We start from the raw sequence: 15,454 nt of genomic DNA, 5'->3' as shown, positions 1-15,454 counted from the left end.
TGAAATTGGGCGCGAGGAAAGACGACGATGCAAACCCGGTCTCATTCAGCATATAAGTTGCCCGCCCTGCTGCTGTTCCTCTTGTTGGCCCTCACGGTGTTGCCGACACAAGCCCAGACCACGCTCCCTGGACATCCGTTGCATCCGCCTGTTACCCCGCCCGCTGCCCACAGCGCAGACCGCCTTGCCCCGGCCTCAAGCCCGACCCAGGCCCTGCCCCCGCTCAAGGCGGTCTTGATCGTGGGTCCCATTGATGGCGACGAAGGAACCTGGACAACCAAAGAACGCGGCAATATAGAACTGGCCGCCCAAGAGCTCGAAGCCAATGGCGTGACGGTGATGCGGTTTTACACCCCTCATACCAATTGGGACGAGATCAAAGTGGCTGCTCAGGGGGCCCATTTTCTGCTCTACCGGGGCCACGGGATCTTTTTGAGTGACATGCCTTCACCGGATGTGGGTGGCCTGGCGCTGAAGGATCAGTTTGTGCTCCCCGACGACCTTCGGCAACAACTTCAGCTCGCCCCCAATGCCATTGTGATGCTCTATGGCTGCTTCACCGCAGGCAGTTCAAGCCTCGACGGCTCGATCAGCAGCGAAGAGGCGCAACGACGTGTGGCCCAGTACGCCGATCCTTTCTTTGACATCGGGGCCGCTGGCTACTATGCCAACTGGTTTGGCGATGCCTTTCAACAGTACCTGCGCTCACTCTTTGCCGGCAAAACCCTCGGCGAAGCGTATGAGGCTTACTTCGATTTCAACCCGACAAGTGTCGAGCGTTTCGCGCATCCCGAGCATACGGCGATGGCGATGTGGCTTGATAAAGATGTCTGGAGTGGGGTGGTTCGTTACAATAATGCCTTTGTTGGCCAAGCCAACCAGACCCTGGCGGATCTCTTCCAGGTGCCCACGGTTCAGCTATCACAGACGAGTGTGGCAATGCTCGCCGATGATCAGTCGCCCACCACTACGTATCAGGTTATCGTAGGCAGTTCAACGGAAACCAGCCTCGCCTGGCAGGCTCAGGTGACCAATCTTGCCGAAACACCCTGGTTGCAGGTGACCCCGGCGAACGGCACAACGGGACAGGCGCTGACCCTTTCGGTCGATCCACACGCTCTTCCCGTCGGCAGACATACCGCCACCGTGCGCATCTTTAGCACGTCAACCCACTACGGCCAGAGCGAAGAGACCCTGACGATCCAGGTCGTCAAGAGCGGAACGGTGTTATCGCGGGTCTATCTGCCAACCATCACCCGGTAGGGGTACGGCATTGACGAAGAATTCCTGTGACGAACAAAGCCAGCTTCGCTGGCTTTGTTCGTCACAGGAATTCTTCTTTTCACGGCATCGGAATGCCCAGATTCGTTGACCCACCACGCACGCCCCCGCCTGGGAAGAGCGAACGCTCCGCAATGATCGGGCGCGTGCTCCGCACAATAGCCGAGACAATGTTTTCGTCGGGGTAGATTTCGTGGACAGCCATCGTATAACGAGCGCCTGCAGGTACCACAATGCTCTGTGAACCAATGGCCCCATCACCAAAGCTGAAATCAATCGTCACCGTCGTCGGCAAACGGTCGGGATTGCTGACGCAGAGATAGTAGGTGACGTCGCTGGTGCGCCCATCAACAAACGCCCAGCGCAGGGCCGGTGCGGTGGCCCCGGTACCAATCGTACCAGCCGCGTCGTTATTGAAGCGCAGCGAGCGTTCTACGGCGACTGGACGGTCTGCGGTAACCATGGAACTGACGCCAAGATCCGGGATGATCGCGTTGGCATTGATGGCAAGTTGCGTGCGTGGTGGCACCGCAAACTGGCGTACCTCGGCCTCACCTTCAGGCCCCATAAAGGTTGCCGTGACGTTGGCTGGTTGCAGGTTGGGGTTGAGCACGAGCAGATGCATCTGGAAATCACCCTGGGTTGTGCCCTCGGCAAAATACCAGCGCCGTGCCAGCGTCGCGATCCCACGTCCTGTGTGGAGACCCGAGCTATTCTCACCAAAGCGCATCGTACGTTCGGCGGCCAGCGGCTGACTGGCCACAATCTGCACACCGAAATTTTTCCCAAGGAGCGGGAGACTGCCATCAGGCAGGGTAATGTCGTTGACGGCAATGACCAGACGCGATTGGGCTGCAATCTGCACGTCCTGCGCGAAGGTGGCCCCATCACGCTGCATATAGATCAGGGTTGCCTGCACATTGACCGGATTGGGGTTGAAGAGCAACAAAAAGGTTCGCTGGGTGCCTTCAGTTGAACCTTCCGCAAAATACCAGACCCGTGAGAGTTCGGTAATACCCGGCCCCCCATCAATATCGGTCGTTAGGCTCATCGACCGTTCCACCAGAATGGGCGCACTCGACTCAACAATCGCCGGCAATGCCAGCGCATTATCGAGCAGAGTGTTCACGGTCAAGTCGGCCCGCGCATTAGCTGGAATACGCACAATGCTGGTCACTGGCGTATCGCCAGGGCGCACAAGGGTCACTGTTGCTTCGGTTTCGGCCTCAGTCGGGTTAAAGAGGGCTAGGCGTTGACTATACTCAGCCACATTGCCCTCAGCAAAATACCAGCGTGCCCGCACGGTAGACTGATCCGTCAGGAGGCGCAGTTGCGGCACCAACGCATCAAGCGAAGACGTACGCTCGGGCGCAGCATTGCTAAGTGTATCGAACCCAGCGATATTAGAACGGTCGGTAGCCGCAGCATCACCGGTCACGCGATGTGTCCCCGTCGGATCGATGCCATAGGCTTCACCGAGCCAGGCCATCAGGTTGATCAACACACCCTGTGCCGTCGGCGAGAGGGCCCCTCCTCGCGGAACAAGCACACCAATATGGACAGCGTCACCCCCAGCGGCCATCCGGGTCACCAATGACGTTGGCCCACCGAGGCGTCCCTCAAAGAGATTGCCTTCGGGATCAAGCACGTAGTGGTAGCTCAGGTCTTCCCACCCGAGCACATCGAGTTGATAGCTAGCCAGCGCACGTACCATGTCGAGACTTGTCGCGGCACTCACTTCGGCATCGATCTGATGCAGCACCAGGCCACGCGGTGTCCGTCGCAGCGGCTGCGCTGCTTCGGCTCGGCCACGCCAGTCGGTGCGTGGAATAACCGCAGGCCGTGGGGTCAGGGTCTTCCCTCCTGCAAGCAACGGACGACGGGGCAAGCCCGTGGCAAAAATGGGCTCAGGCGGAGCCGTACTCAGGTAGGTAAGCGTAAGCGCTTCGAGCACCGCTGAAGCACGTTCCACTTCGCTTGTGAAGCTCACCCGCACCTGAAGCGCCTGACTGGTAGCTGGCACAGCAAGCACCGCAGGGGTCACAAATGCACCCTCATCATCAGACGAAGCTGTCGTAGCATCAATCGCGCTGAGCGGTTGCCATGCTCCCCACACTGCCTCAGCATCATCGTCACGGTCACGCACGCGCACCTCAACGACAAGTCCGGTACCCTCGGGCACCTCAGCCTGCCAGCTTGCCCCAACGGCATTGAAGGCAAAGTCGGTGACAAAAGGCAGCGAGACAAAAGAACCCTCGCGTTGCTCATCGGCGAGGCGTACCTCACCGCCAGCATTATTCGTCACCAGCGCCCCCTCAGCGACACCCGCCTCCCAATCAGTGACGGTCGTGAGGGTAAGCGCCGCGAGGTTTGTCTGAGGACCCTGCTGCTGCGCAGCGGCAGGCAGCAGGGCAAACGAAGCGCAGACGACAGCGAGCACGATGAACGAAACAAACAGAGCAGGAGAGCGCTGGCTCATGGGTACCGCCTATGGAGCAACTCGCGCAGCGCCGCCAAAGGCACCGCGATAGGCATTCGCCGAGTCGTAGAGCATCCAGCCATCAATTTCGGGAAACTTCTCGGTCGCATCAATCTGAGCCCGCACCTCGGCAGGACCATAGCGGACGACCTTGTAGGACCAGGGATCGGTATGATCCTGGAGCCACGGTCGCAGGCGGGCATACTCGCCTTCAATCGTCTTGAGGCCAGCGGCATTCGCGGCTTCAAGCACCTTGTACGGCTCTTCGACGGGTGAAGGCAAATCAAACGCACCAGGCCACCAGAGCGAAGGATAGGGCATCGGGGCAATATAGTCAGTATAATTGCCCATCAACTGCATATCCTGGGCAATCGTGAGTGAACCGCCGAGCACAACCCGGCCAAAGACACAGATCGACATCTTGGCCCCGGATCCATTCACCGCACGATGGGCCTCGTCCATAAACTCAGTGATCACATCAAACATCCGACGCGGATTATTGACCGCATCAAGTGGCTCCGAGAAGAGCAACTTTTCGCCAAATTCAGCCCGTGGGCCAAACCAGTCGGGGAAGCGGATATAGTCATAATTGACTTCATCAAAGCCCATCAAGGCCGCTTCAACACCGAGCTGAATATTATAGTCCCAGACATTGCGATTCGTCGGATCGAGGTAGGCATACCGAATGCCGGGGCCAGGATAATCGGCATAGACTTCACCGGTCTCCCGCACGCGAATCGACCACTCAGGGCGGGCATCCGAGAGCACATTATCATGTGAGAAGAGCTGGATGCGTGCAATCGTATAAATGCCGCGGTCTTTGAGGCGTTGTACCAGCGCAGGCATATCAATATAGGGCCGCGAGAGGTTTAATTCACGGGCCAGCGGCACCTGCGAGTCATAATAGATCATGCCGAGATCGTCACGCAAGTCGCTCTTGATGTCAATCACGATCGCATTCAATTCAGTCCGCTCGATCAACTCGATATAATTTTCGAGCAAATTGGGCACACTGGCAACCGCAGACGTCACATAGAGCGCCTTGACCCGGAAGCGTTCAAGGGCAATTTCAGTCGGCACGTTGCCAGGCTCAATCGGGATAACTTCCGTCCGATATCCTGGCGAGAGTACCTGCAGATAGCCCTGTTCGGGAAGACCGGGGAGGGTAAAACTACCATCTTCGCTATCAACAATGCGCTCAAAGGCCACATCGGTGCCAGGGAACGTTGTTGTCGCAAAGATGGCGGCATTGACGACTGGTTGTCCACTATCTTTATCAATCAAGCGTCCGCGCAAGGTATCAGGGCGCAACACCGCATCAAGGGCGGTCACCTGGCCGAGTTCCTGCGAGAGTGTTGCATAACCATCAGCACTAATCTCGACCGTGACCGCATCAACGGGAATCCCCGTAACGCGATAGGTACCAGAGGCATCCGTCTGGGCACGCACATCGCCGACTTGCACCGTTGCCCCGGCAACCCCTTCAGCGGTATACCGATCCGTAATCGTACCGGCAAGCACATTCGGCCTCAGGTTCAGATCGAAAGCTGTTGTGCGAACGAGTTCTTCAGATGCAGCGGCAAAATCCTCAGCTTCAACCGCGAGGGTAAACTGCTCGGGCAACCCGCTGAGCGTATAACGCCCTTCGAGATCAGTTGTCGTCGTCAGCGTTTGCGTCACATCAAACGTCGCCACCACCTGCGCATCTTGGACAGGAATGCCTGTAAATTCGTCTAACACAACGCCAGTGAGGCTATTGGGGCGCAACGACGTATTGAGGGTCACCGTCAACGCATTTGTCCCAGCCAATTCGGGACGCCCGGCAAGGGGCAACGCCAGGGCTTCATACTGCGGAGCACGTACCTCAAGCGTATCCCGATCGCTCCAGCGGGCAACGCTAAAGACACCGTCATCGCTTGTCGTACTGGTACTCGCACCAACCTCAACCAACGCACCTGCCACAGGTTCACCGGTATAAGCATCGGTAATGACACCTGTTAATGTGGCTGGAGTTGTGGTACAACCAACTACAACAAGGATAAGCAAAAGGAAAAGCAGGGTTGTAAACCCACGCTGCACAGAATACACACGTCCTCGACAGATCATTCGCACATAACTCCTCGAATAGACACAGCGACACCAGATATGATCAACACGAGGACATTGTACACCATTTTCTTGGGAATGCAGGGCAACCAGGTGCTTGCGGCGCTACGACAGACCGACTTCAAAGACTTGATGGGGTTGCTCTTTGCCCTTGAGGTGAATCGGGCCACGGGGGATGAGTTTCCAGGGCGAGAGCCAGCTTTCAGCGAGCACATCGGCGAGGTGATGCGAAACTATCACCTGACCGGGATCAGCAATGCCCGAAAGACGCGAAGCGGTATTGACCACATCACCAATAAGCGTATAATCCTGGCGTTGTTCCGAACCAATATTGCCAACAATGGCTCGACCAAAACTAACCCCAATGCCCATCCCAATCGTATAATCAAGCTCAGCCTTCCACTTGGCGGCCAGCAGCGTAAACGCATGCTGCATCGCAACAGCGGCCGAGAGCGCCCGTTGCGGATCATCGGGATGCGCAATCGGTGAGCCAAAGACCCCGATGATGCCATCGCCGAGAAACTTATCAATCGTCCCATCGTAGGCATACAGCACTTCAGTCATCGCGGTAAAATAGCGATTGAGGATCTTCTCGATCAAGACCTGCGGCTCGGTACGTTCAGTAATCGTCGTAAAACCACGGATATCGGCAAAAATGACCGCCACCTGGCACTCAGTCGGTTGACCAAAACTGCCTCCCGCGGTAAGCAATTGTTCAGCAACCTGCGGTGACACATAACGCCGAAAAACATCGCGAACCCGATCCCGCTCCTGGCGTTCGAGCCGCTTGATCGGCGTAATATCACGTAAGACCAGCACCTTACCAAGGCTCACATGCTCACCACTTGCCACCGGGGCAATGCTCACACTATAACTGACATCGCCAGGCAGGGTCATCTCAGTCACGCTCGAGGCATGCTCTATAGATGCCTCAACAAGCGACAGCAAATGGGCCAAGACCCCATTGCCCTGCTCAATCAGCGCATGCATCGGCTTGCCATAATGCTCCTGAAGCGGTAAGCCAAAGTGCTCTTCGGCAGCACGATTCGCCAGCAAGAGATCATCGCCAGGCCCAAGCAACAAAATTGGATCAGTCGCACTACGAAGCACGGCATTCAGGGTCGAGCGTTCATCTTCGACAGTCCGATAGAGGCGTGCATTGCCAAGGGCAATGCTATACTGGTACATAATCGCACTCAGCACGGCTTCGTCACTTGCCCCCAGAACTCCTGGCTCGGAACTACTCACATCAAGCACCCCGAGGACCTCACGGCGCAAAATGATGGGCACAATCAACTGAGCACGCACCTTGGCATCATCGGGCAACAGCGGTTCAAAACTAGCCTCTTGAGTCACGTCAGTGACACAGATCGGTTGATGGGTAGAGAAGACCTGTTGATAGAGGCCGCGATGAATGGCGAAGCGGGAGGAGAGATGACTATGCTGGATCATCGGGCCTGCCGCCGCATGCACCACCAGTTCGTCGCCTTCACGCATCATCAGACAGACCAGCGGGTAGCCAAACTGTTGTTGAATCATATGCACCAGCAGCCGCGTGATCTGCTCAGGTGCCATCAGTTCCGACAGGTACGCATTGATCTCATTGACTTTACGCAACTCTTCGGCACGGCGCGTAAGTAGTTCTTTCTGGCGTTGCGTCAGACGAAACAGGCGGGCACTCTCGAGGGCAACGGCGCTCTGCGCAGCCAGTGAGGTGAGCAACTCGACATGTTCATCGGTAAAAAAGCCGGGCGTATGATGCACCAGCGTAATCACCCCGAGGGCCCGGCCTTCACGGATCAGCGGAATCGCGGCCACCGCACGCACATTCGAATGGTAGGTGTTCGTTGTGACCCAGCGGCTATCGTGACGAGCATCTTGAATAATCGCGGGCTTGCGCTCACGCAAAACCCAGCCAGCCAACCCCTGGCGCAAGAGATCATTCAACACGAGCGTCGCGGGGTTACGACTACTCGAGTAACAGACGGGCTGATGATCCTCAAATTCAGCGAGAATGATCGAAGCCCTGATCGCCCCAAGCGAATCGGCCAGATGATCAAGAAAACCGGTCATCAACACGTCAAGATCAATGCTGGCACCAAGATCACGCGTCAGATGCAGCAGCAGTTCAGTCTTGCGCTGGGCATGTTGCAACTGGCGCTGTGCCCGTTGCAAGCGCAGCATCGCCCGTACCCGTGCCAGCAAGCCATCCATCGGGATCGGCTTGATCAGAAAATCGTCCGCACCTGCATCAAGGCTCGCCACACTGTAGGTAACGTCGTTATGCGACGACATGATCATGATGGGGATAAATGGTTTTGTTTGATCGGCTTTCATCTGGCGTGTAAAACCAAGACTATCAAAGCCGGTGAGACCAAGTTCCAGCAAGATCAGATCAGGTGTGATCAACTGCAAATAGGCCAGCGCTTCTTCGCCACTACCTGCGGTCGAAACACGATAACCATCATTGATCAACATGTCAGCATAAATACGCCGAACTGGCACATCATCATCAATAACGAAAATGTGTGCTGGCTCGACCAAATTTTTTCTGGGGATTTTTACGATTTCCATGATAAAACCTAAGGGAAGGGCATCATACAACTCTATTATTAGTATTCTTTTATCTGGAATTATACCACACCACAGATCAACTGCACGAAGATCTTGTCCATATCTGCACAATTATGCAAGGCCATGAGGCCCATGCCTGGGTTCCCGCGTGTGCGGGAACCCAGGCATGGGCCATTCAAAACGTTGCGCCTTTGCGCCTTTGCGCCTTTGCGTCAAAAAACCGCCTTCTTTGCATGGTATTGGGTCTAAGGCAAACGACATCCTTCGCCAGTCTTTACGCCAGTTCTTGGTTTTAGGGCGGCAGCCCTGAACCTGATCGTGGTATAGTACCCGTTAAACATCTGCACACGAGGAAGTATGGATCACTACACGTCGAGCCCGGTTCCTGAAGCACTACGTGCAACGGTGGCCGAGGTCATGCTCATTGATGATATTGAAATGGTGCGACGCGGTGATTTTGAATCACCCCGTTTTCTGGGCCGCCTGAAGGTTGAAGCGCAAATGGCCTACGATCAGATCAGTCCTCGCCTGCGTGCTATGGGACTGCTTGGGCTGTTGCAACAAGAGGGTGATCGCGTGGCCTTGCTGGTTTTGCCGGCGCTCGCCCCGCCCAGCCCGTCACGCCTCTGGCTGGCGTTGTTGCTCTTTGCTTTGACGCTTGCCTCGACGTTTTATGTGGGCGGGCAAGATGTCGATTGGGCAACAGGTACCTTCTTTTTTAACGTGGGCCACGGGCTCGCGTTCAGTGCCTCACTGCTCGGGATTCTGCTGGCCCACGAGCTTGGCCATTATCTGATGGCTCGCCGCGAAGGTGTGGCCGTGAGCTATCCCTTCTTTATCCCGATGCCACTCTTTTTGCTCGGGACAATGGGCGCGTTTATTTCGATCAAAGAGCCCGTTCCCAACCGACGTGCCCTCCTGGGCATTGCCATTGCAGGCCCCCTGGCCGGGCTTGTGGTGGCCATTCCTGTGCTGATCATCGGGCTTGCGCTCTCTGAGGTACGCAATCTTGCCGACATGCAGGCCCAGTTGCCTGACATGATCTTTTTTACCGAGGGTAATTCGTTGCTCTATGCCGGGCTGAAACTGCTGGTCTTCGGACGCTTCTTACCCGACGGCGGGTATGATGTCTTTATGCATCCGGTCGCCCTGGCTGGCTGGGCGGGGCTGCTGGTCACCGGGCTTAATCTCTTGCCGGCTGGTCAACTCGATGGCGGGCATATCTTCTTTGCTCTCTTTGGTCCCAAGGCAGCTCAGATCATGAGTATGGTGGTTGCCGTGGTTCTGCTCGCCCTCGGATTTCTCTGGAGTGGCTGGTTTCTCTGGGCGGTGATTGTGGCTCTGCTTGGGCAGAATCGTAGCCCGCTGCTCAATGAGGTGACGCCCCTGCAGGGATCATGGCGACTCCTGGCCCTGCTTGGTCTCGTGGTCTTTGCCCTGGTCTTTACCCCTATGCCAATTACCGATGTGATAATGCCCTAGTCTAGCATGAGGACGGTCTATGAAACTGGTGACGTATCGGAAGGGTGCGGTCGAAGCGGTCGGTGCGGTGCGCGACGATGGTGTGGTCGATCTGAGTGGCCTGGCCGCCTCAATGCTGGCGTTGATCGAGGGTGGCCCGGCCTTGCTGGCGCAAGCTCGTGATTATATGGCAACGGCAACCACAACCATTCCGCTCAGTGAGGTGACGTTGCTCGCCCCGATCCCGCGTCCTCGCAAGAATATCATGTGCTTGGGCATGAATTATGCCGCCCACGCGATCGAGTCATTGCGCGCCAAGGGTTTGCCTGAAAAACTGCCCGCCTATCCGGTCTTTTTTACCAAGGCCCCAACTGCCATCAACCATCCCGGCGCACCGATTCCTCTTATGCCCGAGCTCTCGTCACAGCGCGATTGGGAGGTCGAACTCGCCCTGATTATATGGCTACCAGCCCGCAACGTCGCACCTGAAGAGGCCCTCTGCCATGTCTTTGGCTATACCATCCTCAATGATGTGTCGGCACGTGACTTGCAGACTAACCACCAGCAGTTCTTCTTTAGCAAGAGCCTCGATGGCTCAGCCCCGATGGGTCCCTGGATCGTGACTGCTGATGAGATCCCTGATCCGCACGCCTTGCGCCTGCAACTGCGGCTCAATGGCGCGACGATGCAAGACTCAGTCACGAGTGATATGATCTTTGATATTCCTACATGTCTGGCGACCCTGACCCGGGGGATGACACTCGATCCTGGTGATATCATTGCCACGGGGACGCCCAGTGGCGTCGGCATGGGCATGACTCCCCAGGTCTGGCTCAAGGCGGGTGATGTGATGGAGTGTGAAATTGAGGGGATTGGGGTCTTGACCAATCAGGTCGAGGGCTGACTTTTCGTTTGTTCGCACCAAAGGCCAGCAAAGCTGGCCTTTGGTGCGTGAACAAACGCTCTCACAGACTACCCAATTGCGCGGCGCAATTCCTCGACGCGATTGGTCTGTTCCCAGGGCAAGTCAATATCGGTACGGCCAAAGTGGCCGCCAGCGGCGGTCTGCTTGAAGATGGGGCGACGCAAGCCAAGGTCACGAATGATCGCACCGGGGCGCAGGTCAAAGACCTCATTGACAGCCTTGAGGATGACTGCATCAGGAACGGTGCCGGTACCAAAGGTCTCGACACTGACCGAAAGCGGCTTGGCGACACCGATGGCATAGCTCAGTTGCAGTTCACAGCGTTCGGCAAGGCCAGCGGCAACAATGTTCTTGACCACCCAGCGGGAAGCATAAGCGGCACTGCGGTCAACTTTGCTGCTATCTTTGCCGCTGAACGCCCCACCACCGTGGCGAGCGACGCCTCCGTAGGTATCCACAATGATCTTGCGCCCGGTCAGGCCACTATCGCCCATCGGCCCACCAACCACAAAACGCCCCGTCGGATTGACAAAGTACTTTGTCTCGGCGTCGAGCCACTCGGCTGGGATCTCGGCCTTGATCACATGCTCGATCACGTCGGCGCGGATCTGCTCCTGAGTAACATCAGGCGCATGCTGGGTCGAGACGAGCACCGTATCTACGCGCACGGGCTTGCCATAGCTATACTCGACCGTTACCTGGCTCTTGGCATCAGGGCGCAGGTAGCTCAGCGTGCCATCCTTGCGCACCTTCTCGATGCGGCGGATCAGCCGATGGGCCAGCGCGATGCTCGCCGGCATCAACTCGGGCGTCTCGTTGCAGGCAAAACCAAACATCATGCCCTGATCACCCGCGCCAACCGCCTCAACCTCATCCTCGGTCATCGTCCCGGTCTTCGCCTCAAGTGCCTTATCAACACCCATCGCGATATCGGGCGACTGACCATGAATCGCGACCATCACACCACAGGTATCGGCATCAAAACCAAACTCAGCGCTGGTATAGCCAATCTCCTTGACGGTCGTGCGTACAATCTCTTCAATCGGAATGTACCCGCGGGCAAAGGTTACCTCGCCAAGCACCACAATCAAGCCAGTCGTCGTGGCTGTCTCAACAGCCACCCGTGCACGCGGATCGTGCGAGAGAAAGGCATCCAGAATCGCATCGCTGATCTGATCACACATTTTATCAGGATGCCCGCTCGAGACGCTCTCACTGGTGAAATAAAACTGGGGCGAGGTGGTAAATGTTGTTGCCATCCCTTTTACGTCCCTTCCTGCCAACTATTGAGATAGAGCTCCTGCTCGGGGGTAAGCACATCAATCGTCATGCCCATCGCCCGCAGCTTGAGGGCAGCAATCTCTTGATCGAGATTTTTGGGCAAGGCGTGGACACCAACGCCGAGGCTGTCACGATTCTTGAGCAAATACTCGCTGGCAAGCGCCTGGTTGGCAAAGCTCATATCCATCACGGCACTGGGGTGGCCCTCGGCACTTGCCAGGTTGATCAGGCGACCTTCGCCGAGCAGGTTGATCTGGCGACCATCGGGAAGCACATACTGGTCAACGAAGCGCCGCGGCTGCTTCTTGGTTACGGCCATTTGCTCGAGGGCCGGAATGTTGATCTCAACATTGAAGTGGCCGCTGTTGGCAATGACGCAGCCATCTTTGACCACAGCAAAGGTATTGCTATCAATGACGTGCTTGTTGCCGGTCGCCGTCACGATGAAATCAGCCAAGGGTGCAGCCTGTTCCATCGGCATGACGCGGTAGCCGTCCATCACGGCTTCAAGCGCCTTGATCGGGTCAATCTCGGTCACAATCACATTGGCCCCAAGGCCGTGGGCACGCTCGGCAATCCCACGTGAACACCAGCCATAGCCGGCGACCACAAAGGTCTTGCCAGCGAGCAGCACATTGGTCGCCCGGATCACGCCATCAAGGGTGCTCTGGCCGGTACCATAACGATTATCAAACATATGCTTGGTATCGCTATCGTTGACCGCGATGACTGGGAAGGGCAGCACACCCTCGGCGGCCATCGCCTTGAGCCGGATCACACCCGTGGTTGTCTCTTCCGTGCTGCCAATCATGCTTTCGATCAGATCTTTGCGATCCTTGAGAATGCCACTCACCAGATCGGCCCCATCGTCCATCGTAATCTGGGGATTGTGGTCGAGGGCGGCTTTGATATGCTGGTAATAGACTTCGTTGCTTTCACCCTTGATCGCATAGACGGGGATCTCTTCATAGGCAACGAGGGCGGCAGCCACATCATCCTGCGTGCTGAGCGGATTTGAGGCAGCGAGCACCACATCGGCACCACCAGCGGCCAGCGCACGCATAAGATTGCCGGTTTCAGTCGTCACATGGAGACAAGCGCTGATACGGATGCCGGCGAGCGGGCGTTCTTTTTCAAACCGCTCACGGATCAACCGCAGCACCGGCATCTCTTGCTCGGCCCATTCCATGCGCTTGCGGCCCTCCTCGGCCAGGCCGAGATCCTTGATGTCGTACGAACTTGTGGTCATAAAACGTATGCTCCTTATCGCGTCCTACGCAACTTCTGCGGAACGAAGTAATTCCAGCGGACATTCACTAGCAAAAGCTTCCCGATAACGGGTCGCAAAATCGGCGCGCAGATAACAGTGTTCCTGGCAGCCACGGTGCTCGATAGCATACGTCGCAGCAAGTGCGGCGATGCGACCAGTCACGTCAAGCGGCAGATCGCGGGCAATGCCGAGGGCAAGCCCGGCGAGATAGGCATCACCGGCCCCGGTGGGATCAACGACAGCCTGCACCGGTGCCGTCGGGATGGTCGCGGCCAGGTGCCCATCGGTATAGATCAGCGAGCCCTGCTCACCCTTGGTCATCACCGTCAGCGGTGTGCTCGCGATCAATTCCTCTTCACTTATGTCAAGTTTCCTCGCCATCATCCCGAACTCATAGTCATTGCCAACCAGCACTTTAGCCCCTTTGAGCCCAAGGGCAAGATGGTCGGGGGCAAGGCGCGGGGCCTGCTTGCCGGGATCGAAGATATAGGGCACGCCCATCTGCTGACATTCGATGGCAAAGCGCTCGATCGCCTCGGGCGTCGTGGGCGAAATCAAGACTAGGTCATCACCCGTCAAGCCACGGGAGACGAGCGAGTTGGTGTGGTCATAGCCCATCGCTCCCGGATAAAAGGCAACGAGCTGGTTATTGGCCTTATCAGTATTGATAAAACATGAGGCAGTAAACTCATCTTCGATAATCGCCACACCTGTGGTATCAACGCCCTGGCGTTCGAGCCAGGTGCGATAATCGTGAAAATCGCTGCCAGCGGCACCAACCAGCAACGGACGTTCACCAAGCAGGGCCAGATTATAGGCAATATTGCCCGCAACCCCACCGCGCATCTTGCGCATCGAGTCGACCAGAAAACTGACCGACAGAATATGAGCCTTCTCCATGAGCATATGGTCTTTGAAATAACCAGGGAAACTCATGATGTAATCAAAGGCCAACGATCCGGTGACCACAATTCGCACGATAGAGGCTCCTCTCTCAGGTACTGGTTGTTGCTTCTAGAAAATGCACCGACCGCAGTTTTGTCGCCACTTCGGCACAGAGTTGGGCCGCATAGGCGGCCCGGTCGGAGGGCAGATGGCACAGACGTCCACTCGTACTGATCAGCGCAGAGGCATAGATTTTGTTGGCATTGATGCCTCCTGCAGCGGACAGATAGGCCACTGTCGACTCGAAACGCTGCAACAGGGTCGCGGCATTTTCATGACCAAGCGCGTGTTCATCGTGAGGCACAATGCCCCATCCGAGCATCCCGCCACGGTCAAGGTAGCCAGCCACCGCACTTGCCGCCTGGATCAGCCCGGCACTGTGTTCATAGGCATCAAAAAAGACCACTTCGGCTGGCAAGGCCAGCACAGCCGCCCAATTGGGCACCCCGGCCACACACAGCGCACGGGTGGGGGGCAGTTCGCCCAGCGTACGCATCAGCATGTCGGTACCCGCTTCCCAGTCAAGCGGGCACAGGGGCGAACTCAACGCATCAAGAAAAGGCTCATCAAAGCAGACCATCGGCAAGCCAGGCACGCCCTTCAACTGGTTGAAATACCAATTAGCCCGCAGGATCGTGTGTTGACACAGGGCCTCACGCAAGGGAAGATCGTAGGCCAGGGGCCGTTCGTGATCATCAACGACCTGGAGTGCGAGACTCACCGGGCCAGTCAATTCAATGCGTGCACATGTCATCCCAATCTGCTCGAACTGGCGGATCGCCTCAGCGATGACGCGGGTCTGCTCAGGAGGGGGAACGGCCCCTGCTTCCTCATGATTGAGGTAAGCCAACGCAAGGCGAGCCAGCGACGCTTCGGCTGCTTGATGGTCAATGACCGCCCGTGCCTGTTTCAGTTCGAGTGTTCCGCCAGGGAACCCAGCCATGGCAAGGGCAAACGGCTGTTCAGGCCCATTGCGCTGAGCCAGTGCAGCCAGACGGCCTTGAACCGTCGCGCTGGTATGAACAGGTACCCCAACCCGTGGGACAGGCAGGCACCCGGGGGTATCGGCACGAAACCCGGGTTCGGTTGAGACAGGCGAGGTTGTGGTTGAGGCTTGCATCGCCATACGTGA

At 57.0% G+C, this 15,454-nt stretch carries 10 protein-coding genes; 3 read left to right on the top strand and 7 right to left on the bottom strand.

Annotated elements, in window-relative coordinates:
• Nucleotides 1–27: 27 nt before the first annotated feature.
• Nucleotides 28–1,263: a BACON domain-containing protein gene (locus A9Q02_RS22475; RefSeq protein WP_097655321.1), complete on the top strand. Its 1,236-nt coding sequence runs from the start codon at nt 28–30 to the stop codon at nt 1,261–1,263.
• A gap of 79 nt (nt 1,264–1,342) precedes the next feature.
• Here A9Q02_RS22475 and A9Q02_RS22470 read toward each other — a convergent pair whose 3' ends face one another.
• The 3 genes from A9Q02_RS22470 to A9Q02_RS22460 form a co-directional block, all read right to left on the bottom strand.
• Nucleotides 1,343–3,760: a peptidoglycan recognition protein family protein gene (locus A9Q02_RS22470; protein WP_097655320.1), complete on the bottom strand. Its 2,418-nt coding sequence runs from the start codon at nt 3,758–3,760 to the stop codon at nt 1,343–1,345.
• 9 nt (nt 3,761–3,769) lie between these two features.
• Nucleotides 3,770–5,839, bottom strand: a complete 2,070-nt coding sequence (locus A9Q02_RS22465; RefSeq protein ID WP_245860814.1) for a putative glycoside hydrolase — start codon at nt 5,837–5,839, stop codon at nt 3,770–3,772.
• Between the two features lie 132 nt (nt 5,840–5,971).
• Nucleotides 5,972–8,440 (bottom strand): GAF domain-containing protein, encoded by a 2,469-nt coding sequence (locus A9Q02_RS22460; protein WP_245860813.1) that lies wholly within the window; start codon nt 8,438–8,440, stop codon nt 5,972–5,974.
• Between the two features lie 357 nt (nt 8,441–8,797).
• On the opposite strand from A9Q02_RS22460, the gene A9Q02_RS22455 reads away from it, so the two are divergent.
• Both A9Q02_RS22455 and A9Q02_RS22450 read left to right on the top strand, forming a co-directional pair.
• Complete coding sequence (locus A9Q02_RS22455) at nt 8,798–9,922, top strand: site-2 protease family protein (protein WP_097655317.1); 1,125 nt, start codon at nt 8,798–8,800, stop codon at nt 9,920–9,922.
• A 19-nt stretch (nt 9,923–9,941) separates the two neighbouring features.
• A complete protein-coding gene (locus tag A9Q02_RS22450) occupies nt 9,942–10,805 on the top strand; it encodes a fumarylacetoacetate hydrolase family protein (protein ID WP_097655316.1) in 864 nt (287 codons plus the stop codon).
• Nucleotides 10,806–10,873: 68 nt separating this feature from the next.
• Here A9Q02_RS22450 and metK read toward each other — a convergent pair whose 3' ends face one another.
• The 4 genes from metK to A9Q02_RS22430 are packed head-to-tail and all read right to left on the bottom strand — an operon-like array spanning nt 10,874 to nt 15,448.
• Nucleotides 10,874–12,085 carry a methionine adenosyltransferase gene (metK, locus tag A9Q02_RS22445; protein ID WP_097655315.1) on the bottom strand — a complete coding sequence of 404 codons (1,212 nt, stop codon included), beginning with the start codon at nt 12,083–12,085 and terminating at the stop codon, nt 10,874–10,876.
• Between the two features lie 5 nt (nt 12,086–12,090).
• Nucleotides 12,091–13,356 (bottom strand): adenosylhomocysteinase, encoded by a 1,266-nt coding sequence (ahcY, locus tag A9Q02_RS22440; RefSeq protein WP_097655314.1) that lies wholly within the window; start codon nt 13,354–13,356, stop codon nt 12,091–12,093.
• Nucleotides 13,357–13,380: 24 nt separating this feature from the next.
• Nucleotides 13,381–14,355, bottom strand: a complete 975-nt coding sequence (locus tag A9Q02_RS22435; protein ID WP_097655313.1) for a carbohydrate kinase family protein — start codon at nt 14,353–14,355, stop codon at nt 13,381–13,383.
• Nucleotides 14,356–14,371: 16 nt separating this feature from the next.
• On the bottom strand, nt 14,372–15,448 hold the full coding sequence (locus A9Q02_RS22430; protein WP_097655312.1) for a uroporphyrinogen decarboxylase/cobalamine-independent methonine synthase family protein: 1,077 nt from the start codon (nt 15,446–15,448) through the stop codon (nt 14,372–14,374).
• Between the last annotated feature and the right edge of the window lie 6 nt (nt 15,449–15,454).

Origin of the sequence: Candidatus Chloroploca asiatica (assembly GCF_002532075.1) — a bacterium.
GTDB classification, from domain to species: Bacteria; Chloroflexota; Chloroflexia; order Chloroflexales; family Chloroflexaceae; genus Chloroploca; species Chloroploca asiatica.
Note: the sequence above shows the minus strand (reverse complement) of the source record. Positions and strands in the feature narration are given on the sequence as shown.

Bases quoted from the DNA above. Each gene is read 5' to 3' on its own strand.
- A9Q02_RS22475 (WP_097655321.1), top strand. From the start codon at position 28: ATGCAAACCCGGTCTCATTCAGCATATAAGTTGCCCGCCCTGCTGCTG.
- A9Q02_RS22470 (WP_097655320.1), bottom strand. From the start codon at position 3,760: ATGAGCCAGCGCTCTCCTGCTCTGTTTGTTTCGTTCATCGTGCTCGCT.
- A9Q02_RS22460 (WP_245860813.1), bottom strand. From the start codon at position 8,440: ATGGAAATCGTAAAAATCCCCAGAAAAAATTTGGTCGAGCCAGCACAC.
- A9Q02_RS22455 (WP_097655317.1), top strand. From the start codon at position 8,798: ATGGATCACTACACGTCGAGCCCGGTTCCTGAAGCACTACGTGCAACG.
- A9Q02_RS22450 (WP_097655316.1), top strand. From the start codon at position 9,942: ATGAAACTGGTGACGTATCGGAAGGGTGCGGTCGAAGCGGTCGGTGCG.
- metK (WP_097655315.1), bottom strand. From the start codon at position 12,085: ATGGCAACAACATTTACCACCTCGCCCCAGTTTTATTTCACCAGTGAG.
- ahcY (WP_097655314.1), bottom strand. From the start codon at position 13,356: ATGACCACAAGTTCGTACGACATCAAGGATCTCGGCCTGGCCGAGGAG.
- A9Q02_RS22430 (WP_097655312.1), bottom strand. From the start codon at position 15,448: ATGGCGATGCAAGCCTCAACCACAACCTCGCCTGTCTCAACCGAACCC.